At 66.7% G+C, this 23,076-nt stretch carries 23 protein-coding genes; 8 read left to right on the forward strand and 15 right to left on the reverse strand.

Annotation, left to right across the window (positions count from 1 at the left end; all coding sequences use genetic code 11):
* Window positions 1–62: 62 nt before the first annotated feature.
* The 9 genes from MG068_RS13690 to MG068_RS13730 form a co-directional block, all read right to left on the reverse strand.
* Complete coding sequence (locus tag MG068_RS13690; protein ID WP_132810475.1) at window positions 63–1,652, reverse strand: alkaline phosphatase D family protein; 1,590 nt, start codon at window positions 1,650–1,652, stop codon at window positions 63–65.
* Window positions 1,652–3,895 carry a TonB-dependent receptor family protein gene (locus tag MG068_RS13695; protein WP_121505103.1) on the reverse strand — a complete coding sequence of 748 codons (2,244 nt, stop codon included), beginning with the start codon at window positions 3,893–3,895 and terminating at the stop codon, window positions 1,652–1,654. The genes MG068_RS13690 and MG068_RS13695 overlap by 1 nt, the downstream gene beginning before the upstream one ends.
* Window positions 3,896–4,068: 173 nt before the next feature.
* Window positions 4,069–5,499, reverse strand: a complete 1,431-nt coding sequence (locus tag MG068_RS13700) for a replicative DNA helicase (protein WP_010486827.1) — start codon at window positions 5,497–5,499, stop codon at window positions 4,069–4,071.
* Between the two features lie 212 nt (window positions 5,500–5,711).
* Window positions 5,712–6,272, reverse strand: a complete 561-nt coding sequence (locus tag MG068_RS13705) for an NADPH-dependent FMN reductase (protein WP_132810476.1) — start codon at window positions 6,270–6,272, stop codon at window positions 5,712–5,714.
* 66 nt (window positions 6,273–6,338) lie between these two features.
* Window positions 6,339–8,282, reverse strand: a complete 1,944-nt coding sequence (asnB, locus tag MG068_RS13710) for an asparagine synthase (glutamine-hydrolyzing) (protein WP_132810477.1) — start codon at window positions 8,280–8,282, stop codon at window positions 6,339–6,341.
* A gap of 3 nt (window positions 8,283–8,285) precedes the next feature.
* Window positions 8,286–10,565 (reverse strand): thiamine pyrophosphate-dependent enzyme, encoded by a 2,280-nt coding sequence (locus MG068_RS13715; protein WP_132810478.1) that lies wholly within the window; start codon window positions 10,563–10,565, stop codon window positions 8,286–8,288.
* A 78-nt stretch (window positions 10,566–10,643) separates the two neighbouring features.
* Window positions 10,644–11,300, reverse strand: a complete 657-nt coding sequence (locus tag MG068_RS13720) for a glutathione S-transferase family protein (protein WP_107433133.1) — start codon at window positions 11,298–11,300, stop codon at window positions 10,644–10,646.
* A 175-nt stretch (window positions 11,301–11,475) separates the two neighbouring features.
* Entirely contained in the window at window positions 11,476–12,018 is a 543-nt protein-coding gene (locus MG068_RS13725; RefSeq protein ID WP_049460564.1) for a GNAT family N-acetyltransferase, read from the reverse strand.
* Between the two features lie 126 nt (window positions 12,019–12,144).
* The gene (locus MG068_RS13730) at window positions 12,145–12,990 is read right to left on the reverse strand and encodes a glycine zipper 2TM domain-containing protein (RefSeq protein WP_132810479.1); all 846 of its coding nucleotides are present in this window, start codon (window positions 12,988–12,990) and stop codon (window positions 12,145–12,147) included.
* 163 nt (window positions 12,991–13,153) lie between these two features.
* On the opposite strand from MG068_RS13730, the gene MG068_RS13735 reads away from it, so the two are divergent.
* Together MG068_RS13735 and MG068_RS13740 are read left to right on the forward strand one after the other, a co-directional pair.
* On the forward strand, window positions 13,154–13,369 hold the full coding sequence (locus tag MG068_RS13735; RefSeq protein WP_049398753.1) for a DUF6116 family protein: 216 nt from the start codon (window positions 13,154–13,156) through the stop codon (window positions 13,367–13,369).
* Window positions 13,366–14,145 carry a TatD family hydrolase gene (locus MG068_RS13740; protein ID WP_049420901.1) on the forward strand — a complete coding sequence of 260 codons (780 nt, stop codon included), beginning with the start codon at window positions 13,366–13,368 and terminating at the stop codon, window positions 14,143–14,145. Before MG068_RS13735 ends, MG068_RS13740 begins: the two co-directional genes overlap by 4 nt.
* A gap of 71 nt (window positions 14,146–14,216) precedes the next feature.
* Here MG068_RS13740 and MG068_RS13745 read toward each other — a convergent pair whose 3' ends face one another.
* Complete coding sequence (locus tag MG068_RS13745; protein ID WP_049460567.1) at window positions 14,217–15,044, reverse strand: tRNA threonylcarbamoyladenosine dehydratase; 828 nt, start codon at window positions 15,042–15,044, stop codon at window positions 14,217–14,219.
* Between the two features lie 70 nt (window positions 15,045–15,114).
* On the opposite strand from MG068_RS13745, the gene MG068_RS13750 reads away from it, so the two are divergent.
* Both MG068_RS13750 and MG068_RS13755 read left to right on the forward strand, forming a co-directional pair.
* The gene (locus MG068_RS13750; protein WP_049398757.1) at window positions 15,115–15,549 is read left to right on the forward strand and encodes a cytochrome c; all 435 of its coding nucleotides are present in this window, start codon (window positions 15,115–15,117) and stop codon (window positions 15,547–15,549) included.
* A gap of 136 nt (window positions 15,550–15,685) precedes the next feature.
* A complete protein-coding gene (locus tag MG068_RS13755; protein ID WP_010486804.1) occupies window positions 15,686–16,180 on the forward strand; it encodes a glycine zipper 2TM domain-containing protein in 495 nt (164 codons plus the stop codon).
* A gap of 71 nt (window positions 16,181–16,251) precedes the next feature.
* On the opposite strand, the gene MG068_RS13760 is transcribed toward MG068_RS13755, so the two are convergent.
* Window positions 16,252–16,461, reverse strand: coding sequence for a cold-shock protein (locus tag MG068_RS13760; RefSeq protein ID WP_005410290.1), 210 nt, complete (start codon window positions 16,459–16,461; stop codon window positions 16,252–16,254).
* A gap of 236 nt (window positions 16,462–16,697) precedes the next feature.
* Between MG068_RS13760 and MG068_RS13765 the strand changes: the two genes are divergently transcribed.
* From MG068_RS13765 to arsC, 3 genes are all read left to right on the forward strand, one after another.
* On the forward strand, window positions 16,698–17,183 hold the full coding sequence (locus MG068_RS13765) for a DUF456 domain-containing protein (RefSeq protein ID WP_049398758.1): 486 nt from the start codon (window positions 16,698–16,700) through the stop codon (window positions 17,181–17,183).
* A 119-nt stretch (window positions 17,184–17,302) separates the two neighbouring features.
* Window positions 17,303–18,457, forward strand: a complete 1,155-nt coding sequence (locus MG068_RS13770; RefSeq protein WP_019337376.1) for a phospholipase A — start codon at window positions 17,303–17,305, stop codon at window positions 18,455–18,457.
* Entirely contained in the window at window positions 18,457–18,798 is a 342-nt protein-coding gene (gene arsC, locus MG068_RS13775) for an arsenate reductase (glutaredoxin) (protein ID WP_132810480.1), read from the forward strand. Before MG068_RS13770 ends, arsC begins: the two co-directional genes overlap by 1 nt.
* Window positions 18,799–18,869: 71 nt before the next feature.
* Here the strand turns inward: arsC and MG068_RS13780 are convergent, their stop codons facing one another.
* From MG068_RS13780 to MG068_RS13795, 4 genes are all read right to left on the reverse strand, one after another.
* Window positions 18,870–19,505 carry a glutathione S-transferase family protein gene (locus tag MG068_RS13780; protein ID WP_049398760.1) on the reverse strand — a complete coding sequence of 212 codons (636 nt, stop codon included), beginning with the start codon at window positions 19,503–19,505 and terminating at the stop codon, window positions 18,870–18,872.
* Window positions 19,506–19,563: 58 nt separating this feature from the next.
* Window positions 19,564–19,899, reverse strand: a complete 336-nt coding sequence (locus MG068_RS13785; protein ID WP_132810481.1) for a hypothetical protein — start codon at window positions 19,897–19,899, stop codon at window positions 19,564–19,566.
* Window positions 19,900–19,976: 77 nt separating this feature from the next.
* Complete coding sequence (locus MG068_RS13790; protein ID WP_049421524.1) at window positions 19,977–20,372, reverse strand: hypothetical protein; 396 nt, start codon at window positions 20,370–20,372, stop codon at window positions 19,977–19,979.
* A 119-nt stretch (window positions 20,373–20,491) separates the two neighbouring features.
* Window positions 20,492–22,009 carry a fumarate hydratase gene (locus MG068_RS13795; protein ID WP_006377486.1) on the reverse strand — a complete coding sequence of 506 codons (1,518 nt, stop codon included), beginning with the start codon at window positions 22,007–22,009 and terminating at the stop codon, window positions 20,492–20,494.
* A gap of 147 nt (window positions 22,010–22,156) precedes the next feature.
* Here MG068_RS13795 and MG068_RS13800 point away from each other — a divergent pair, with 147 nt between their 5' ends.
* Window positions 22,157–23,053 carry an RNA polymerase sigma-70 factor gene (locus MG068_RS13800; protein ID WP_132810482.1) on the forward strand — a complete coding sequence of 299 codons (897 nt, stop codon included), beginning with the start codon at window positions 22,157–22,159 and terminating at the stop codon, window positions 23,051–23,053.
* The last annotated feature ends 23 nt before the right edge of the window (window positions 23,054–23,076 follow it).

Genomic DNA, 23,076 nt, shown 5'->3' on the forward strand with positions numbered 1-23,076 from the left:
GATTGTGGGGAAACCGGAGATTCAGGAGATTGCCGGCCAGCGGCCGGCACTACCGCAGGGATTTACACCGGGACCGCGCCCGGGCGGCCGTGGGTCACCTGGAAACGCGCCGCGGTGCGCACCACAGCGTCCGCACGCAGCACGCTGTCGGCGAAGCGTAGTTCCGCGTCCACGGTCTGCCGGTTCAGCTGCAGCTTCCACCAGCCACGGCGGTCACCGTCGAAGTAACGGATATGCGGGTTCTGCGGAATCGACGGCCCGTAGTACGGCCCGTATGGCGTGTCGTCGCCGCCACTGCTGATCGCCGGAGCGATGAATTCGGTGGCTACGACCGGCGCACTGGCCGCGTCGAAATCCAGCTTCAGGTCGTTGACGAAGGTGGAATGCCAGTCGCCACCCAACACGATGGCATTGCCCTGCCCGCCTGCCTGCATCGCCTGCAGCAGCCGGTTACGTGCGGCGGGATAGCCATCCCAGGCGTCATTCCAGAAGCGCTCGCGTGGCGTGCCACCGTCCAGCCGCAGCTGCGCCATCAGCAACTGCTGCACCACCACGTTCCAGCGCGTGCCCTGCGCGGCCGCCATCGACTGCGCGAACCACGCCTCCTGGCCCGTGCCGAGCATGCTCATGCGCGGGTCCAGTGCAGCATCACAGCGTGGCGACTCGCCCACGCCACAGGGATTGGCCGGGCGGAACTGGCGGCAATCGAGCAGGGTCAGCTGCGCCAGATCGCCGTAACGCAGGCGCCGATGCACGCGCAGGCCGCCGTTGCCCGCAGGTGTGCTGCGCATCGGCAGATGCTCGTAGAACGCGCGGTAGGCGGCGGCGCGGCGGATGATGAAGTCCTCCGTTGATACGCCGGGCTTTTCCGGGTGGACGCCGGAGTAATCGTTCTGTACTTCATGGTCGTCCCAGATCACCGCGAACGCGTGTGCGGCATGCGCGGCCTGCAGATCCGGATCGAGCTTGTACAGCGCGTACTGGTCACGGTAGCGCTCCAGGCTGACGGTCTCGCCACTGAAGCGTTGCGCATCCAGCGCACGACCACGCGCGTTCTGCAGCGGGCTGTATTCGTACAGGTAGTCACCCGCATGCAGCACCAGGTCGACATCACTCTGCGCGATATCGCGCAGCACCGGGTAGTAGCCGCTGTTCCAGGCCTGGCAGGTGCACAGGGCCAACCGAAGCTGCTGCAGTTGCGTGTCCAGCGGCGGCGCGGTGCGGAAGTGGCCGACCGCGCTCTCCTCGTCGCCATCGCAGGCGAAACGATAGTAGTAGTCACGGCCCGGGCGCAGGCCGTTGACCTCCACGTGCACCGAATGCGCCAGCTCGGGCACCGCGGCCGCAGTCCCCCGCTGCACCAGCCGGCGCATGCCCGGGTCCTCGGCCACGAACCAGCGCACCGGCACCGCCCGCGACGGCATGCCGCCGCCATTGAGCGGGTCCGGTGCCAGCCGCGTCCACAATACGGCCCCCTGTGGATCCGGATCACCGGCGGCGACACCGAGGGTGAACGGATCGCGCCCCAGCCGCGGCCGTGGGCCGGCCGTGGCCAACCCCGGCATCGCCGCCAGCGCGATCGCCGCCCCCGCGCCCTGCCACGCCATGCGCAGCAGGCGACGACGGCTTTCCGGATCGACAGGCCCGCGCATCAGAAGCGCACGGTAGCGGTGGCCATCACCTGGCGCGGCGCGCCGACCTGCATGGTCGCCAGGCTGCGGGTCGGGTCGGCGGCGTAGGTACCGTTGGTGTTGATCGAGGACAGGTAGCGCTTGTCGGTCAGGTTGGTCAGGTTCAGCGCTACGGTCAGGTTCTGCGCCGGGCCGAGCTTGCCGAAGTCATAGGCCGCCGAGGCGTTGACCAGCCAGTAGCTCGGCACCGACACATCGTTGGTATAGGTCACATAGCGCTTGCCGACATGGTTGGCGGCCAGGCGCAGGTCCCACGGGCCCGGGGTCCACGCCAGGGTGCTGGCGAACATCCATTCCGGGGTGTCGACGGTCGTCTTGCCGCGGGTCGGCACCACGCCGTTGTTCACGTAGTCGTTGTCGTAGGTGCTGTCATTCCAGGACAGCGCATTGGACCAGGTCAGGTCCTGCATCGGCTTCAGCTGCAGGGTCGCCTCGGCGCCGCGGCTGGTCACAGAACCGACGTTGGAGAACAGTGCCGGGCAACCGAGGATGCCCACGCACTGCGCGATGGCCAGCAGGCGGTTGTCGAACTTGACGTCGTACACCGCCACCGAGGCTTCATAGCCGCGGCCGTAGCCACGCCAACCCAGCTCGATGGTGCGCGACTGTTCCGGCTTCAGGTTCTTCGCGCTGGCATCGAAGGCGGCCTGCGGCACATTGAACGGGCTGCCCACGCCCAGCGCATAGGCGGCGACGTTTTTGGCGAACGAACCGAAGATCTCGTTGCCTTCGTTGAGCTTGAAGTTGAAGCCGGCCTGCGGCAGCAGGCCCTTCTTCGAGGTCAGGCTGCTGTTGTTGGCATAGCTGCCCAGCGGCGTGCGCACGCTGGTGCGGGTGTGCGGCGACTTCGCGCCGATGTCGATGGTCAGGCGGTCATCGAACAGGCGGAAGCGATCCTGCACGTAGAACTGGCGGGTGATGGTGGTGTAGCGCTGGTGCCACACGCGCTGGTCCGGGTTGCGCAGGAAGAAGTCGTCGGTGATCGGGCCGTCGATGTAGTAGAAGTTGCGCTGCACGCTGTGGCCGTTGTCCTCGTACCAGAGGCCGGCTTCCAGTTCGTGGCCACCGACGTTCCAGGTGAACGCCGAGGTCACGCCGGTACGGTCGATCGCGTACTCGGTGGTGCGGATCGAGATCGGAATCTCGCGGCTGGTGCCCGGGTTCGACGGATTGGACGGGCTGAACCAGTGGCCCTGGCCACGGTTGCTGTGGTTGTAGACATTGACCTTCAAGCGCATCGACTCGTTCAGGCCGAAATCACCGGCAATGCTGGACAGGTCATCGTTGCGCAGGCCGTGGCCGGAGTAGTACGCATCCCACGGGCTGTTGACGCCGCCGCTGAACTTGCCGCGTGCGGCGGCGACGGCGCGATCCCAGTCCGGCGCGTAGTTGTCCCAGTCCCAGCCGAGGCGATCGATCATTTCCAGCGACAGATCCTGGTAATCGGCCTCGACCCGGCGCGAGGCGTTGAACAGCGCGGTGATCCTGCTGTCCGTTCCGAAGTTGTAGGTGGCCTTGCCGTTGAACTGCTTCAGCTCCTGCGAGCCCTTGCCCTTCCACTTGTCACCTTCCGAATACACGCCGGACAGGTAGGCGGCAAAGCCCTGGTGCTCGCCGGTATCGAGGCGTGCATAGCTGCGGCGTGCGCTGTCACTACCAAAGCTCTGTGCCAGCACGACCCCATACTCGGTGGACGGATCGATCGAGTAGAACTGGAACACGCCGCCGAGGTTGCTGGTGGACGGCGTACCCAGTGCGCCGATGCCGGTGGAGACCTCCGCACCGCCCAGGTTCTCGCTGATCACCGCGCGGCTGATATGCAGGCCGTTGCTGTTGCCATAGGCCATGTTGCCCAGCGGGATGCCATCAAGGGTGTAGCCCAGGCGGTTCTGGTTGAAGCCACGCAGGCTGATGGTGGTGGACCATTCGTAGGCGCCGGTGGCATCGGCCGATTCGAAATGCACGCCCGGCTTGGTTGCAAGCAGCTTCAGCGGATTGGCACCCGGCGGCAGCACCTTCATGTCCTCGGCGGTCACGCGCTGCACCTGGCGCGCTTCACCGCGGCCGATCACCGAGACCGAATCGAGGGTGGTGGCCGACTGTGCGTCGGTGGCGGGGGCGGTTTCAGCGGCAGCCAGCGACGGCAGCGAAGCACAGACCAGCAGGGCCAGCAGATTGCGGCGAAGCGGAGCGTGGGACGGCATGGGGGCGGATTCCTTGGGCACGCTGGACGCCGAAGGGCGGCGTCGAAGGGCAGCAGCGGCGGAATCGTAGAAGCGTCGCGTTACATGTCATTTACACGCCACATACGGACGTTTGGCGTTTCGAATGGTTTGCCGGCCGTGGGGTGGTTGCCGGCCAGCGGCCGGCACTACGGTTACTCGAATGAACCGACCGAGTCGTGGGCCAGGTTGTCGAAGCGGGTGTACTCGCCGAAGAACTTCAGCTTGCACGACCCGGTCGGGCCGCCACGGTGCTTGCCGATGATGATCTCGGCCAGGCCCTTGTCCGGCGAATTTTCCTTGTTGTAGTAATCGTCGCGGTAGATGAAGACGATCATGTCCGCATCCTGCTCGATTGCGCCCGATTCGCGAAGATCGGCCATCACCGGGCGCTTGTCGGTACGCGTTTCCAGCGAGCGGTTGAGCTGCGACAGCGCGATCACCGGCACGTGCAGTTCCTTGGCCAGGCCCTTCAGCGAACGCGAGATCTCCGAGATTTCGGTCGCGCGGTTTTCGCTGTTGCCCGGCACGCTCATCAGCTGCAGGTAGTCGATCACCACCAGGCCCAGATCATGCTCGCGCTTGAGGCGGCGGCACTTGGAACGCAGCACTTCCGGCGACACGCCAGGCGTGTCGTCGATGAAGATCTTGGTTTCCTTCAGCATCTTGATCGCGCTGGTGACGCGGCTCCAGTCCTCGTCTTCCAGCTGGCCGGTACGCAGGCGCTGCGCGTTGATGCGGCCGTTGGAGGAAATCAGGCGCATCGCCAGCTGCGATGCCGACATTTCCATCGAGAACACCGCCACGCCCTTCTTCGACTTGATCGCCGCGTACTCGGCGATGTTCAGTGCGAAGGTGGTCTTGCCCATGGCCGGGCGCGCGGCAAGGATGATCAGGTCGGTCGGCTGCAGGCCGGAGGTCATCGCATCGAAATCGTTGTAGCCGGTCGGCAGGCCGGTGATGTTGCCGCCGTTCTCGAAGCGGCTGCGCAGCTCTTCGAAGGCATCCTTCAATGCACCGGGCATCGCCACGAAATCGGTACGGCCGCGTGCGCCCTGTTCGGCGATGGCGAACACGCTCTTTTCCGCCGAGGCCAACAGCTCGCTGCTCTCGCGTCCCTCGGGCTGGAAGCCGTCGTTGACGATGTCGGTACCCACCTGGATCAGCTGCCGCAGCACCGCCTTGTCACGCACGATCTCGGCGTAGGCCACGATGTTGGCCGCCGACGGGGTGGTACTGGCCAGTTCGATCAGATAGGCACCATCGCCCACCAGTTCCATCTTGCCCTGCGATTCGAACCACTCGCCCAGGGTCACTGCATCGAACGGCCGCTCGCGCTCGGACAGCTCACGGATCGCGCGATAGATCATCTGGTGGTCGCGGCGGTAGAAATCGCCTTCGGTCAGCTGGTCATTGACCCGGTCATAGGCCTCAGGGGCCAGCATCAGGCCACCCAGCACCGCCTGCTCGGCTTCCACCGAATGGGGCGGTACCCGCAACTGGTCGATGCGCGACTCGTCGCGATCGCGATCGAAGCCATCACCGCGCTCTCTGCGGTTGGAACGGAAGCCGGGGCGAGCGGACATGCTGCGGTGTTTCCTGCGAAAGTGGGCCGGACGAGTGTAGGCATGCGCCGACCCCGGCGGCCATGGACAAGCCTGTGGATAAGCCGTGGAGAAACGGGGGATATCCGCCGGTGCCTGGCCAGACTGGCGTGGGAGCGTCGCACTGCCTGCGACGGGCGCCATTGCGGCACCCGAGTGGACATTATCGCAGATGGGGCTGGCAACCGCTGGCGTCAATCGCCCTTGACGTGAACCGCGATCAGCGCCAGGAACCGGTCCACGTAGCCCTGCAGGAATTTCTGCGTGCCTTCATTGTGGACCGTGCCATCGGCATCGATCAGGCCGTCCTTGAAATGAATGAACGCCTCGGGCTGGCCGAGCACGTGCATGTCCAGGAAGGCCAGGCTGTTGCGCAGGTGCTGCTGGGCCACGGCGGTGCCGATCTGACCGATGGAGGCGCCGATCACCGCCGCCGGTTTGCCGGCAAACGCGCTGTCACCGTACGGGCGCGAGCCGATATCGATGGCGTTCTTCAGCACGCCCGGCACCGACCGGTTGTATTCCGGGGTCACGAACAGCACCGCATCGGCGGCACGGACCTGGTCCTTCAGCCGGGTACCCTGCGCCGGATACTGGCCATCGAAGTCCTGGTCGTACAGCGGCAGATCACCGATCTGCACGTACTGGAAGCGCGCACGGTCACCGGCAATCTTCTCCAGCGCATGGGCCAGTTTGCGGTTGCAGGAATCCTTGCGCAGGCTGCCGACGAACACGGCGATGGTGGGGACGGACATCGGGACATACTCCTCACGGTGCGGGAGGCCCAGCCTAGTCGCCGGGCCCTTGCATGCCGGTGAAGATCAGCCGCCGGTCACGCCCGCGCGCACCTGCCGCCAATGCGCCTGCCAGGCCTGGAACATCAGCACGTTCCACAGATGGGTATGCCACTTGCGTTGGCCGCCGAGGAACTGCTGCCACAGCGGCTGTACCGCGGCAGCCGACAGCACGCCCTCACGCTCCAGCCGTGCCGGCTGCAGCAGGTCTTCGGCCCACGGCCGCAGGTCGCCCTTCAGCCAGTCACTGACCGGCGCGCCGAAACCACGCTTGGGCCGGTGCACCATCGACTGCGGTACATAGCGGCCCAGCACGCGCTTGAGCAGCACCTTGCTGGTGGTTTCACTGCGCTTGAAGCCCAGCGGCAGCGACCAGGCGAACTCGGCCACGCGAGAATCCAACAGCGGTGCGCGGGCTTCCAGGCTGACCGCCATCGAGGTGCGGTCGACCTTGCACAGCAGGTCATCCGGCAGGTAGGTCACGTAATCGGCCAGCATCATCGCATCGGCCGGTGTGCCGGCACCGTGCAACGGGTCGGCCAGGTCGTAGAAGCTGCCCGCGGCCTGCGCCCCGGGCACTGCCGCCGCCGGGTCGCGCCAGCGCGAGATTCGGTTGCGGTACACGTCACCGATGCCACGCGCGCCGGATTCTGCCAACAGCGCGGCCAGGCCGCCGGTACGCGAGGCCTCGCCCTGCTGCTGGGAGCGCGCGCCCATCCAGCGCCGCAGCGGCCCCGGCACGCGGCCCAGCATCTGCCAGTTGCGCAGCGCGCGTACATAGCGGGTATAGCCGAAGAACAGCTCGTCGCCACCATCGCCGGACAACGCCACGGTCACGCCCTGCCGCGCCAGGCGGGCGACCAGCGCGGTCGGCACCTGCGAGGCATCGGCGAAGGGTTCGTCGAACATCGCCGGCAACTGCGGCACCACCGCCAACGCATCGGCACCGCTGACGTAGAGTTCAGTGTGGTCGCAGCCCAGATGCGCGGCCAGTTCCTTGGCCAGCGGCGCCTCGTCGTGGCCCGAACCGGTGAACCCGATACTGAAGCTGTGCACCGGCTGGCCACTTTGTGCCTGCATCAGCGCGGCCACCAGCGACGAATCGGTGCCGCCGGACAGGAACACGCCCACCGGCACGTCGGCCACCATGCGCAGCGCCACCGCGTCACGCAGCAGCCCGTCCAGCTGCTCCTCGGCTTCCTCGATGCGGCCCTGGAACGGCGCAGCCAGCGCCGCCTGCATGCGCGCACGCGCATCCCAGTACGGGCGCTGCGCCTGTTCCGGCCGGTGCGCGGCCGCACCCGTCGCCACGGCTTCCGCATCCAGGCGCAGCACGCGCCCGGGCATCAATTTGTAGCAGCGCTGGTGGATGCTGTGCGGCGCCGGAATGTAATCCAGCCGCAGCAGCAGGGTCAGGGCGTCACGGTCGATGTCGTTGTCGAAGGCCGGGTGCTGCCACAGCGCCTTCAGTTCCGAACCGAACACCAGCGTGTCGCCGGCCCAGCCGTAGTACAGCGGCTTCTTGCCGACACGGTCGCGGGCCAGCCACAGGCACTGCTCCTGGCGGTCCCACAGCGCAATGGCGAACATGCCGTTGCAGCGCTGCAGGGTGTCTTCCATGCCCCACTGCAGGATCGCTGCCAGCAGCACCTCGGTGTCGGAGTGCCCACGGAAGGCGTGTCCCAGCGGCTCCAGTTCGGCACGCAGGGCGGCGAAGTTGTAAACCTCGCCGTTGTAAGCCATCACGTAGCGACCATCGGACGAGGCCATCGGCTGGTGGCCCAGCGGCGACAGGTCGAGAATGCTCAGCCGACGGTGCGCCAGCGCGATGCCGGCCCCGGCATCGACCCAGCTGCCGCCATCATCCGGCCCGCGGTGGTGCAGCGCCTCGCCCATGGCCAGGACCTGCGCCTGCAGCACCTCGGCCGACGCCACCGGCGCCGGCAACAACATTCCCGCCAATCCACACATGCATCAAGGTTCCTGCGCCAGTTCAAGGGCGGCGCCAATCACCGCATTGTCGCTTGGAAGCCCGAACATTGCTGCCCCCGCCAGCGGCGTATAGGTATCGGCACCGCAGACCCGGCGCAATGGCAGGTGGCCGAAACCGGCCTCGACCAGGGCGGTGACCACGCCCTCGCCCACCCCGCCACTGTGGCGGCCCTCGTCCAGCACCAGCACGCGCCGGGCGCTGGCGGCTTGCGCGGCGATGAAACCAGCATCCAGCGGCACCAGCCAGCGCAGGTCGACCACCCGCACCTGCCAGCCCAGCTGCTGCTCGATTGCCCGCGCCGCGCGCAGCGCCATCGGCACGCCATTGCCATAGGTGTAGACCACCAGGTCGCCTGCCTCCGGCGCATAGACCCGCCCTTCGCCCGGCACCAGCGCCTGGCCCTGGGCGGGGTAGTCGAACAACCACTGGCCATCGCCCGGCGCATGCAGGTCCTTGCTCATGTACAGCGCGATCGGCTCCAGGAACACCGCCACCCGCCCGTCCACCCGCGCCAGCGCGGCCAACGTGCGCAGCATCATCACCGCATCGTCGCCGCGCGACGGGCAACCGACCACCAGGCCGGGAATGTCGCGCAGCGCGGTGATCGAATTGTCGTTGTGGAAGTGGCCACCGAAGCCTTTCTGGTAGCCCAGCCCGGCCACCCGAACCAGCATCGGGTTGCGGTACTGGTCATTGGAGAAGAACTGCAGCGAGCACGCTTCGCCGCGCACCTGGTCGATGGCGTTGTGCAGGTAGGCCAGGTACTGGATCTCCGGAATCGGCAGCATGCCCATGTTGGCCAGGCCCTGCGCCATGCCCAGGATCATGGTCTCGTCCAGCAGGGTGTTGAACACCCGGCGTGGGCCGAAGCGGCGCAGCAGATCCTTGGTGACGGTATAGACACCGCCCTTCTGCGCGACGTCCTCGCCGAACAGCAGGCTCTGCGGATACTTGGCCAGCAGTTCCTGCAGCCCATGGTTGATCTGGATGGCGAGGTGCCGAGGTGCCTGCCGCTCGGGCAGGGCCTCCGCACCGCCATACAGCGCTTCGCGCGCATCGGCGGGCACCTCGCGCCGCGCTTCGGCCTGCACCGCCGCCGGCGTGTACGGTGCCAGCGGCGCCATCACCTCCTGTAGCGACTGCAGCGTCGGGCGGCCTTCGGCATCCGCCGCCGCGGCCATGCAGCGCGCGCGCATCGTTTCGTAGGCCACTTCGATGGCAGCCGCATCCATCCAGCCCGACTCCATCGCGATCTGCGCCGAGCGCAGCAGCGGATCCTGCGCCTCGGCCGCGCACAGCTCCGGCAGCGCGCGCCATTCCACCTCGAAGTCGGTGCCGGCGTGGCCCATCAGGCGGGTGGTGCGCAGATGCAGGAAGGTGGGTCGCCGCGTGCGCCGGCAGTGCTCCACCGCCGCCTGCACCTGGGCGTGCCCGGTGGCCAGGTCGAGACCATCAGCGAAGAAATAGTCGAGCCCCGGCTGGCGGCTGAAGCGCTCGGCAATCCAGCCTTCCGGCGTCTTCACTGAAATGCCCAGCCCGTTGTCCTCGCAGACGAACAGGATCGGCGCCGGCAGCTTCTGGTAGGCCGACCACATCGCGGTGTTGAACGCGGTCTGCGCGGTGGCATGGTTGGCCGAGGCGTCGCCGAACGAGCACAGCACGATGCTGTCGGCCGGGATCGGCAACGGCTGCCCCAGGCGCTTGCCGCTCTCGATGGCCAGCGCGGTGCCCAGCGCTTTCGGCAGGTGCGACGCGATGGTCGAGGTCTGCGGCAGCACCCACAACGGTTTGCTGCCCCACACCTTGTGGCGGCCCCCGCTGGCCGGGTCATCGGCGCTGGCGGCGAAAGACAGCGCGGCATCGCGTAGCGGATCGATGCCCGGCACCTGGCGCGAACGCTCGGCCATGAAGGCACCAGAGCGATAGTGCAGGAAGGCTGGATCGGTATGCCGGCAGGCCCGCGCCAGCAGCGCGTTGCCCTCGTGGCCGGAGGAACCGATGGTGTAGAAGACCTTGTTCTGAACGCGCAGCACGCGTGCCATCAGGTCCAGCTGGCGGCTGGCCAGCTGCGAATCGAACAGCTCGCCAAACGCGGCGGCAGTGAGCGTGCTGCCCGGCAGGATCGGCGCATCCGGTGCCGGGCGCGGACGCGGGGTGCCGCGCCAGCCACGTACCGCATCGAGGAAGTTGACGTCGCACACTTCGGCGCGGTTGAGCACGCGCATGCGTGCGGGAATCGGATCTGGAACCACAGCGAACATCGAACACCCTCCGTGTCGTTGTTGCATTCCGCCCGGCGCTGGCCAGACGCTACCCTGTGGGGGTCACCTTGGTGAGAGTCACGCGGCCTCGAATCGCGAGCGCACTTCGGCAGTCACAGCCGGCATCGGCAGGAAACGCGGTTGTTCACGCACGCGCTGCAGCCAGCCACGCACTTCCGGGAATGGCTCCAGGCTGATACCGCCCTCTGCCGCCACGTCGGTGTAGGCGAACAGCGCGATATCGGCGACGCCATATCCGTTGCCGGTGAACCACTGCGCTTCGCGCAGATGTTGCTCCATTACTGCCAGCGCGGTGGCGGCGCGCTCGTGCAGGCGCGGCAGTTCGGCTCGGCGCGGTGAATCAGCGGGGGTCCAGCCACGGATGAAGCGCGCCACCGCCACGCACGGCTCGTGCGTGTACTGCTCGAAGAACATCCAGCTCAACGCCTGCGCGCGCTCCCAGCCATCGGTGGGCAGGTACGGCGTGCCCTCGGCCAGCCAGAACAGGATCGCGTTGGATTCGGTCAGCACGCGGCCATCGTCGCGGACGATCAGCGGCACCTTGGCATTCGGATTCAACGCCAGGAATTCGGGGGTGTGGGTCTGGCCATGGGCGCTGTCCACCTCCACCCAGCGGTAGCGGCTGCCGAGCTGCTCCAGCAGCAGGCGCACCTTGTGGCAATTGCCCGAGACCGACATGCCATGCACCGTCAACGGGACGCGCTCTTCCACCATCGCCTGCTCCATCGGATCCGGCCGGCGGCCAGCTGCGTGCAGTCTGGCAAGCGCGCCGATGAATGCCAAGCGCGGGTGCAGCATGGCAACCCGGTAGTGCCGGCCGCTGGCCGGCAATCGCGCGAATCTGCCGCAACGCGGTTGCCGGCCAGCGGCCGGCACTACCGGGCAAGGCTCAGCGCGCGCGCTGCCGCCACTGCTCGCGCGACTGGCCCCAGATCTGCATCGGCTTGTCGTTGTACGGCGCTGGCAACTCCCCCATGCGCAGCAGGGTGCTGCCGAGCTTGCGCGCCACGGCCCGCGAGTTGTCGTTGTTCTCGGCAATGGTGTGGATCACTTCGTCCCAACCCAGCGTGTCGAACGCCCAATCGATTGCTGCGACCGCCGCTTCCGGCGCATAGCCCCGGCCCCAGCTGGCATGACGGATGCCCCAGCCGACCTCGGTACCGGGCCAGTCCTGCGGTTGCCAGGGCCCCATCCGCCCGATCCAGTCACCGCTGGATTTCTCGATCACGCTGAACATCGAGAAGCCAAACAGCTGCCAGGCGCCAGCCAGGCTGCAGAAGCCACGCCAGGCCACCGAAGGCGGCTGCACGCCACCGAGGGTGCGCATCGTTTCCTCATCGGCGCAGAACGCCAGATACGGTTCGTAGTCCTCGCGCAGCAGCGGGCGCAGGATCAGGCGCTCGGTTTCGATGCGCAGGTCGAAGATGCTCATGCCGGCTCCATGTCGAAGGAAGCGTCCATGATGGTGGATTCGCGCCCCGCGCGGATGAATTTCGCCGGCTGCAACGAAACGGGCCGGCATAAGCCGGCCCGTCAGGTACTGCATGCGGCGTCTGGATTACTGGCCCGTGCTGGCCGCCGTGGCACCGGCAGCAGCGGTCTGCGTGACCAGCTGGCCATCGACCACCGGCAGGCGATCGCTGGCCGGCTTGTTGTCCATGCGCACCGTCTTCTCGGCGCCGTCGTAGCGGTAGGTCACGTTGTACCCCTTCACCACGTCGTTGGTACCCATGGCAATGCGGTTGCCCGGCTTGCTGGCCATGCGCATGGTGCCGGTGGTGCCGTCCTCGTTGCGGTAGGTCACGTTGTAGCCGGTGACGCGGCTCGACTCGGAGGTCGCGGTCTCGGTGTGGCACTGGCGCTCGGTGCGGTTGACCACGCGGCCACCCACATGGCGCTTGTCGATCTGGTTGCCGATGAAGCCACCGGCCACCGCGCCGGCCGCAGTGGCGGCCTTCTTGCCATTGCCGCCGCCGACCTGGTTGCCCAGCAGGCCACCCACCACAGCACCGACCACGGTACCGCCGACGTTGCCGTCACGTTCCGGCAGGCGCTCCTGCACCGTCACGTCCTGGCAGACTTCATGCGGGGTCTGGGTGGTGGAGGTCTCACGCACCGCGTCGGTGCCGATCACGGTGGCGTAGGCCTTCTGCTTCTCGGTGATCGGGTCGACCTTCAGCACATCGGCATATTCCAGCCCACGCGGTGCGGTCGGGTCGAGAGTGTCACCACGCGCGCCATCGTCGGTGGCGTTGCCATCGACCAGGCGCGATTCACCATTGGGGGTTCCGGCGCTGATGGAATCGGGCGATCTGTCGCCACTCTTCATGAAGGCGGCAGTGGCGATGCCACCGACCAGCAGCGCGCCCGCTGCGACCAGGACAGTTGTAGTTGTGCTTTTCATGACCTGCTCCTTGCGGACCATCCGCAACGTTCTCGAATCAGATTGCAGCATGCGCTGCCTGAACGGAATCTCCACATTTCCTGCTCATTCCCGTAACCCATTCAGCATCGGGAAATGCTGGGCCCGTGGTAGCGTTTGCATATTCCCCAGGAGGACCCCCGCCATGGCCAACCCGATGCTGCTGCCGGTACTGCAATGGGCGCGCCGGCTGCGCTACCCCACCCTGTTCAAGCTCACCGCGGGCCTGTTCGCGCTGACCCTGTTCATCCCGGACCCGATTCCGTTCGTCGATGAGCTGGTGCTCGGCTTCGGCACCCTGCTGCTGGCCAACTGGAAGCGCCGCAACACCACCACGCCTCCGCCGCTGGAGCAGCATTGAGCCTGCTGGTCGACAGCCACTGCCATCTGGACGCCAGCGAGTTCGACCGCGACCGCGCCGCGGTGGTCGAGCGTGCGCAGGCCGCTGGCGTGCACCAGCAGGTGGTGCCGGCGGTGACCGCAGCCAGCTGGCCGAAGCTGCGCGAGGTCTGCCAGCAGGCGCCGGGGCTGTACCCAGCCTACGGCCTGCATCCGATGTTCCTGGCCGAGCACCAGCCTGGGCACCTGCCGCTGCTGCGCGAGTGGATCGAACGCGAACGCCCCTGCGCGATCGGCGAATGTGGTCTGGACTTTTTCGTTGAAGGCCTGGATGCCGAGGCGCAACAGGCATATTTCATCGGTCAGCTGGAACTGGCCCGTGAGTTCGAGCTGCCGGTGATCGTGCATGCACGGCGCGCGGTGGATGCGGTGATCGCCGCGATCCGTCGCGTCGGCGGCCTGCGCGGCGTGGTGCACAGCTTTTCCGGCAGTCCGGAACAGGCAGCGCAACTGCACAGGCAGGGCTTCCTGCTCGGGCTCGGCGGCCCGTTGACCTACGAACGCGCGCAACGCCTGCAGCGGCTGGTGCGCGAGATGCCGCTGGAACAGCTGCTGCTGGAGACCGACGCTCCGGACCAGCCTGACGCCGGCATCCGCGGCCAGCGCAACGAACCGGCACGGCTGGCGATCATCGCCCGCCACGTGGCGGCGCTACGCGGGATGGAGCTGGACGCGGTGGCCCAGGCCACGACGGAGAACGCGCGGCGGCTGTTCGCGCTGCCCGCTATGCAACGGTAGGTGCCGGCCGCTGGCCGGCATCTGCGCTGATTCAATCATTCCGGGTTGCCGGCCAGCGGCCGGCACTGCCATCACGCGTCAGCGTGATCCTCGACCACTTCGGCCTTCACCTTCTTCGGCTCCAGCAGCATTTCAAGCGCCTTGCCGACCGCCGCGAACGCGAACGCACCGGTGATGTGGGTCGCCGCACCCAGGCCCGCGCCGCAGTCCAGCTTCAATGCCGCATCAGCGCCCAGGTTCGGGCGGATGCCACAGACGCTGCCATCGGCCTGCGGGTACTTCACATTCTCCAGCGAATACACCGCCGGCACGCCGAAGTAGCGCTTGGCATTCTTCGGGAAGTTGAACTCGCTGCGCAGCTTCTTGCGGATCAACGCCAGCATGGCGTCGTGCTCGGTGCGCGAGACATCGCGGATGCGCACCAGGGTGGGATCGGTGCGGCCACCGGCGGCACCCACGGTCAGCAGCGGCAGCTTGCGGCGGCGGCACCAGGCAATCGTCTCGACCTTGACCCGGAAGCTGTCGCAGGCATCGATCACCAGATCAAAGCCACGGTCCAGCAGTTCGGCCATGTTCGACACCGTCAGGAACGCCTGTACGGCATCGACCGCGATGTCCGGGTTGATCGCGCGGCAGCGTTCGGCCATCGCCTCGGCTTTGTTGCGGCCGTAGTTGCCTTCCATCGCCGGCAGTTGCCGGTTGGTGTTGGACACGCAGATGTCATCGGCATCGATCAGGGTCAGGTGACCGACCGCCGAACGGGCCAATGCCTCCACCACCCACGAGCCAACGCCACCCATGCCCACCACCGCCACGCGGCTGCTCTGCAGGCGCTCGAGTGCGCCCACGCCATACAGCCGTTCGATGCCGGCGAAGCGTTGTTTGACCTGTTCGTTCATCCGGCTATTTTAACGTGCAGGCGCCAGCGCCTGCAGCGCGCCGGCATCGAACCCATCCGGAGAGCCCGCCATGAACGCCAGCCCGCCCCGCCGCCCGTCCACCGCCTACCGCTATCTGTTCGTGCTCGGCCTGGGCCTGTTGATCGGCCTGATCGCCACGGTGATGGTCGGCCGCGCCCTGCAGGCCCGCCGCGATCCGTTCCCGGACAGCCTGATGCAGGTGATGCAACGGCAATCACAGCTGCTGCAGCAGGCCCAGCAGCAGAACCGCTGCAGCCTGGCCGACAGCGTGCCGCGGTTGCAGGCGATGCGCCTGCTGTCCAACGACCTGGACCTGGCCTTTCCCGGGCTGAAGGACAGCGCGCAGTTCCAGCAGCATGCCAGCCAGCTGCGCGGCAACCTCAACGCCGCTCTGGCGGCGCCGCCCAGCGACTGCACGGCCCTGGCCCGGGTGGTGGAAACGGTGCAGGCCGACTGCCGCGCCTGCCACCAGGACTTCCGCTGAGCCGCATTCATCCTGCAGCCGGACAAGGCCTGCGCGGTTGGCGCCTTGTTCACGTTCAAAAGGGGACGATTCGTCCACCCTGCTGCATGACGCAGTACCACCCCAGACACCCGCCTTCACGGCCAGGAGACGCCCCATGAAGATCCAGCTCATCGCCGCCAGCGCCATCGCTACCCTTGCCCTGGCTGGCTGTGCCACCTCGCCCGGCTACGGCGGTGGTGGTTACAACAACGGCTACAACAATGGCGGCTACGGCAACAATGGTGGCTACAACCAGGGCCGCTGCGCCGACTGCGGCATCGTGACCCGCATCAACACCGTGCAGTCCGGCCGTACCGCGCCCAGCGCGACCGGCGCGATCCTGGGCGGCATCGTCGGCGCCGTGGCCGGCCACGAGATCTCCGACCACACCGGCGGCAGCCGCGGCAACAAGAACATCGCCGCCGCTGCAGGCGCGGTCGGTGGCGCACTGGCCGGCAACCAGATCCAGAAGAACGTGACCAGCGATACCTACGACATCAGCGTGCGCATGGACGATGGCCGCACCATCGTGGTCAACCAGCGCGACCTCGGCGGCATCCGCGAGAACACCTACGTGCGCGTGGTCAACGGCAAGGTCATCCTGCGCTGACCTGCATCGGGCCGACGGCAAAGAAAAGGCCCGCTTGCGCGGGCCTTTTCATTTGACGGTATGCAGCGCGATCAGGTCGGCTGAACGGCGTCGGCCTGCAGGCCCTTCTGGCCCTGCACGACGGTGAAGGTGACCTTCTGGCCTTCCTTCAGGCTCTTGAAGCCCTGGGTCTGGATGGCACGGAAGTGCACGAACACGTCTTCGCCGTTTTCACGGCTGATGAAGCCGAAGCCCTTTGCATCGTTGAACCACTTGACGGTACCGGTCTCGCGATCAGACATCTCACTAACTCCCTGGTGACTCTCTCTTGTTGTAGGAAACGCCTGGTGGGCGGCTGACAAGCAAGGGGGAAGCGAGGTGCATCGATGCAGCGGATCGGGAAGATCTTGCTTCATCAGGCCACGATCCACGGTGACCTTGCCAAGCTCAGCGACTGCAACTTAACCCGCCCAAAACGAAAAAGCAACTGGCAAAATCTTTCACTGTCAACCCCAAAACGACCACCATACGGGACAGCATGGGACTCTCATTCATCTTATATCTGCTAGCGGTCATTTTTGTCCTCGTCGGCATCGCCGGAATCATCCTTCCGGCCCTCCCCGGCATCCCGCTGGTATTCATCGGACTGCTGCTTGCGGCGTGGGCCGACGGCTTCGCCCACGTCGGCTGGCCGACCCTGGTCGCGCTGGGCGTACTGACCCTGCTCTCGCTGCTGGTGGACGTACTGGCCACAGTGGTGGGTGCGCAGCGGGTCGGTGCCAGCCGCAAGGCGCTGTGGGGCACGTTCGTCGGCAGCATCGTCGGGCTGTTCTTCATGCCGATCGGCCTCTTTGCCGGGCCCCTGATCGGCGCCTTGGCCGGCGAGTACTGGCACACCCGTGAACTGGGCCGCTCGACCAAGGTGGGTCTGGCCACCTGGCTCGGCATCCTGCTCGGCCTGGCGCTGAAACTGGCCGTGGTGATCGCGATGCTGGGCCTGTTCGCCTTCGCCTGGTTCCTGTAAGCCGCACCGTCTTCACGCCGCGCGCACGCGGTGGCCGTGCATAAACCGTGGGGGCTGGCCGCGATGCGGTACAGCCGCCACACTGTGCGATTCCCGTATTCACCGAAGGGCCTGCTGGAATGACCCTCCCCCCGCTGCTTCCCCGCCTTGCGCCGCTGGCGCTGGCCCTGGCCAGTGCCCCATTGGCCGCGCAGGAATTCGTGCCCAGCACCGATACCTCGCCCGCTGCGTGTGCCGCCATCACCACTGACGCGGCGCGCCTGGCCTGCTATGACCGCCTGTTCGCGCATACGCCGCAGGCCACGGCCGCCGCGGATGCCGCTGCCGAGGCGGCCGCGCAGGCCCGTCGCGAAGAACGCCAGACCGCACGCGTGAGCCAGGGCGAAGAGAAACTGCGCGAGCGGGTCAGCGACCTGTTCCGCCCCGCTGCGCCGGACAGCGCGCTGGCCAATGCCGGCCGCGGTTCGCTGTTGGACAGCCGCTGGGAACTGGCCGAGGACTCCAAGCTCGGCCCATTCCAACTGCGTGCCTACAAGCCGGTGTACCTGCTGCCGGCGTTCTGGACCAGCGACCGCAACACCACGCCGCATTCGCCGAATCCGGCCAACACGGTCACCACGCCGCAGGTGCTGGACAGCGCCGAACTGAAGTTCCAGATCAGCTTCAAGACCAAGATCGCCGAGAACCTGTTCGGCGACAACGGCGACATCTGGGCCGGCTATACCCAGAGCTCGCGCTGGCAGGCCTACAACGGCGAGGATTCGCGCCCGTTCCGCGAAACCAATTACGAGCCGGAAGTGATGATGGTGTTCCGCAACGGCTACTCGATCGGTGGCTGGCGCGGCCGCATGACCGGCATCGCGCTGAACCACCAGTCCAACGGCCGCGCCGATCCGCTGTCGCGCAGCTGGAACCGGGTCATGCTCAACATCGGCCTGGACCGCGAGAACTGGGCGCTGGTACTGCGCCCGTGGTACCGCATCCCGGAAACCCGCAGCGACGACAACAATCCGGATATCGAGGACTACATGGGCCGCGGTGATGCGACCCTGACCTGGAACCGCAACGGCCACGAAGTCTCGTTGATGGCACGCCATTCGCTGCGCACCGGCAGCCGCTCACATGGTGCCCTGCAGCTGGATTACGGCTTCCCGATCAGCAACCTGCTGCGCGGCCACGTGCAGATCTTCGACGGCTACGGCGAGAGCCTGATCGACTACAACCACAAGGCCACCTACGTGGGCGTGGGTGTGTCCCTGCTGGAGTGGTTCTGATGGACGTGACGATCTGGCACAACCCGGCCTGCAGCAATTCGCGCGGCGCACTGAAGCTGATCCGCGATGCCGGCTTCGAGCCGGAGGTGATCGAGTACCTCGGCAATCCACCCGATTTGGCCACACTGCGCCAGGTGCTGGCCGAATCCGGATTGAGCGCACGTGATCTGGTGCGCAGCAAGGAAGCACAGTTCACCGAACTGGGACTGGAAGAGGCCGACGATGCCACGCTGCTCGCCGCGATGGCCGCACACCCGCGCCTGATCAACCGCCCCGTGGTGCGCACGCCCAAGGGCACCCGGCTGTGCCGTCCACCGGAAACGGTGCTGGAGATCCTGTAACGGAAAAGGGGACGGAGGGGATCAAGTCGCTTGTGCACAAACGACTTAATCCCCTCCGTCCCCTTTTCTGGTTACCGCCAGTCGGTGATGCCTTCGCGGCGGTATACCTCGGCGAACGCCGGGCGCGCCTTCATCGACGTGGCATGTGCCTTGAGCACAGGCCAGGTGTCGCTGGGCTTCGGCATGTTGCGCGACCAGCGCATCAGCATCACCAGCATGTAGTCGACCACGCAGGGCGTGGTGCCCAGCAGGTAGGGGCCATGCGCCTGCAGGTGCGTGGCGACCTGCTGCCAGGCCGCCTCAAGGCGCTGACGGGCCATCTCGCGGCTCGCTTCGATATTTGCCTCGCCCGCCATTTCATGCGGATAGAACCAGGCACGATAGGCCGGCTGCAGCGTATTGGCACACCAGAACATCCAGCGGTAGGCATCGGCGCGCTGCGGCGTGCCCAGTGCGGGCAGCAGGTTGGCCTCCGGATGGCGGTCAGCCAGATACAGTGCGATCGCCGCCGCTTCGGTCAGTACCAAGCCATCGATCAGCAGCGTCGGCACCACACCGGCCGGATTCAGCGCCAGGTACTCCGCCGACTTGTGCTCGCGCGCGTCGAAATCCAGCAGCACCAGTTCGTGCTCGATGCCCAGCTCGATCAGCAGCCAGTGCACCACCAGCGCGGCGGTACTGGTTGAACCATACAGCGTGGTGCTCATGCGGAAGATCCTGTGCAGGTGGATCAGCCGATTATGCGCCCACGCGCGCAATCGTTGCTCAGCCGCAGCGGCTCATGCAGGTATCGCGGCCTTCGCTACAGGACATGATCGGCGTGCGTATCGCGCAGTCGTGCGTCTTCAGTTCACAGGAACGGCGCAGCTCGGGGTTGGCAATGTCCTTGCAGCGCTTGTCCGGCGCCGGCACCATCTGTTGTTCGCAGCTGAAGTCGTTGCTGCCGATACTGCCCCGCGCCATGCAGCTGCGATAGTCGGCCTGGCACTGCATGCGGCACTGCGAGGAGGCGGAGAAATCCGCACCTTCATAGGATGACGTTGTGCTGCAGCCGGCCAGGACCAGCAGGAACACAGCCGCGACGGATCGATGCAGGCGCATGGGCACATCCAGTGCAGGGGTGTTCCGACCTTAGCAGACTACGGTTACTCGTGCAGTCAGCGACGCGCGCCCCCGAATCAGTACACGGGAATGCCGGTGTCGGTGCGGACTTCATTCACGGTGCCGCCGCAGGAGAGCAGGCACTGGGCGTACGGAGCACTGCATGAAGGAAGCGCCGGGGAACCGCAGTAGGTGCCGGCGCCGTTGCCCCCTTCACAGTTGTGCCGCTGCTTGTCGTCGGCGATACCACTGCAACGGCTGATGATCCGGCTCTTCTCGCTTTCGCAGCTGCGCTGATCCGATTCCGCGCGGGCGCGGTTGTGGAAGTCGCACGTCGCCTTCTGGCTCTCGCAGACCGACGCGCAGATCCTCCCCGCTTCGTGGGTTGGCGGTTCGACGAAATAACGTGGCCCGCAGGCACTGCATGCCAGCGCAGCGACCAGCAACACGAAAACACGCGACCACTGCAGCACGATGGACTCCCTTCCAATACGTCAGACAGCGCACGTTAGCAGAGCACACCATCCACGGGCAGGCTGCATGCAACAACGGCGCCACACGGGCGCCGTTGTCTGGACCGGAACGGGAGGGATTACTCCACCACCACCGGAATCTTGCCGATGCGGGCCTGCCATTCGCGCGGACCGGTCTTGTGCACCGATTCACCAGTGGAGTCGACCGCCACGGTCACCGGCATGTCCTGCACGGTGAATTCGTAGATCGCTTCCATGCCGAGGTCGGCGAAACCAACCACCTTCGCCGCCTTGATCGCCTTGGACACCAGGTAGGCCGAACCACCAACGGCCATCAGGTAGGCCGACTTGTTGTCACGGATCGCTTCGATCGCCGCCGGACCGCGCTCGGCCTTGCCGACCATGCCCAGCAGACCGGTCTGCTCCAGCACCTGACGGGTGAACTTGTCCATGCGGGTCGCCGTGGTCGGACCAGCCGGACCCACCACTTCGTCGCGCACCGGATCGACCGGGCCGACGTAGTAGATGAAGCGGCCCTTCAGATCGACCGGCAGTTCCTCGCCCTTGTTGAGCATGTCGACCATGCGCTTGTGCGCGGCGTCGCGGCCGGTCAGCAGCTTGCCGTTCAGCAGCAGGGTCTGGCCCGGCTTCCAGCTGGCCACATCTTCCGGCGTGATCGTGTCCAGGTCCACGCGGGTGCCCTTGGACGAATCGTAGGTCAGCTTCGGCCAGTCCTCCAGCGACGGCGGGTCCAGCATCACCGGGCCGCTGCCATCCAGGGTGAAGTGCGCATGGCGGGTGGCCGCGCAGTTCGGGATCATCGCCACCGGCAGGTTGGCCGCGTGGGTCGGGTAGTCGTTGATCTTGATGTCGAGCACGGTGGTCAGGCCACCCAGGCCCTGCGCGCCAATACCCAGCGCGTTGACCTTCTCGTACAGCTCCAGGCGCAGCTCTTCAATGCGGTTGGACGCACCACGGGCCTGCAGCTCGGTGATGTCGATCGGCTCCATCAGCGCTTCCTTGGCCAGCAGCATCGCCTTCTCGGCGGTGCCGCCGATGCCGATGCCGAGCATGCCCGGCGGGCACCAGCCGGCGCCCATGGTCGGCACGGTCTTCAGCACCCAGTCGACGATGGAATCGGACGGGTTGAGCATGGCGAACTTGGTCTTGGCTTCCGAACCACCACCCTTGGCGGCGACGATGACATCGACGGTGTTGCCCGGCACCACCTTGACGTTGACCACGCCCGGGGTGTTGTCCTTGGTGTTGATGCGCTTGCCGGCCGGATCAGCCAGCACCGAAGCGCGCAGCTTGTTGTCCGGGTGCATGTAGGCGCGGCGCACGCCTTCATTGGCCATGTCTTCCACCCCCATGGTGGCGTCGTCCCAACGCACGTCCATGCCGATTTCCAGGAACACGGTGACGATGCCGGTGTCCTGGCAGATCGGACGGTGGCCTTCGGCGCACATGCGCGAATTGATCAGGATCTGCGCCATCGCTTCCTTCGCGGCCGGCGACTCCTCGCGCTCGTAGGCGGCGGCAAGGTTCTTGATGTAGTCGACCGGGTGGTAGTACGAGATGTACTGCAGCGCGTCGGCGATGGACTGGATGAGGTCTTCCTGCTTGATCGATGTCACGACTTGCTCGCTTGCTGGAGGCTGGCGGGGGTAATCCCCCCATTTTACCCCCTCCCCCGGCCGCAGGGTGGTAGTGCCGGCCGCTGGCCTGCACTATCCACGCACACCCTCTGTCACGCCACGCGCCACTGCGGCGTCCTTGCCCACATGAACGCTGAAACCGCTTTCCAGACCCACCGTCCGCGCCTGATGGCGCTGGCCTACCGCCTGCTCGGCAGTCGCGCGGACGCCGAAGACGTGGTCCAGGATGCCTGGTTGCGCTGGTCCGGCGCCGACCCGGCGGCCGTCCGCGACCCCGAAGCCTGGCTGGTCACCACCACCACCCGGCTCGGCCTGGACCGGCTGCGCGCAGCCAAGCGCGAGCGCGTGCATTACGTCGGCCCGTGGCTGGCCGAGCCACTGGCGGTCGCCCTGGAGCCCGACCCAGCGCCCGGCCCCGCCCAGCTGCATGCGTTTGCCGACGATGTCTCGGTGGCTTTCCTGACCCTGCTTGAACAGCTCGGCCCCGAGGAACGCGCCGCCTTCCTGCTGAAGGAAGCCTTCGACCACGATTACCGTGAGATCGCCGACCTGATCGGCCACAGCGAGGCCAACTGCCGGCAGCTGGTGCATCGTGCCCGGCAGCGCCTGCAGGCCGGGCGGCCGCGCTTCAACGCCGACGCCAGCCAGCACCGGCAGCTGCTGGCGCGCTTCATGGACGCTTCCCAGCGTGGCGACAGCGAAGCGATCCAGGCCCTGCTGCACGCCAACGCGGTACTGGTTTCCGACGGCGGTGGCGTGGTTACCGCGGCGGTGCGGCCCCTGCTGGGCGCCGAGCGCATCGGCCGCCTGTTCTGGGCCATCGCCCGCCGTGGCGCGGCGCATCCGGCGCAGTTGGGCTACGTCAACGGCGAGCCTGCGATCCTGCGCTTCCAGGGCGATCGCCTGCACTCGGTCACCACCATCGAGGTGGTCGATGGCCGCATCGCCAACGTGTACAGCGTGTTGAATCCGGAAAAGTTGCCGGACGTTGTCACGCGCGGTGACGGCACGGCGTCCTTGTAATGAAAGGCGGCCATCGTGGCCGC

Source organism: Stenotrophomonas sp. ASS1 (assembly GCF_004346925.1).
In the GTDB taxonomy this organism is placed as follows: Bacteria; Pseudomonadota; Gammaproteobacteria; order Xanthomonadales; family Xanthomonadaceae; genus Stenotrophomonas; species Stenotrophomonas maltophilia_A.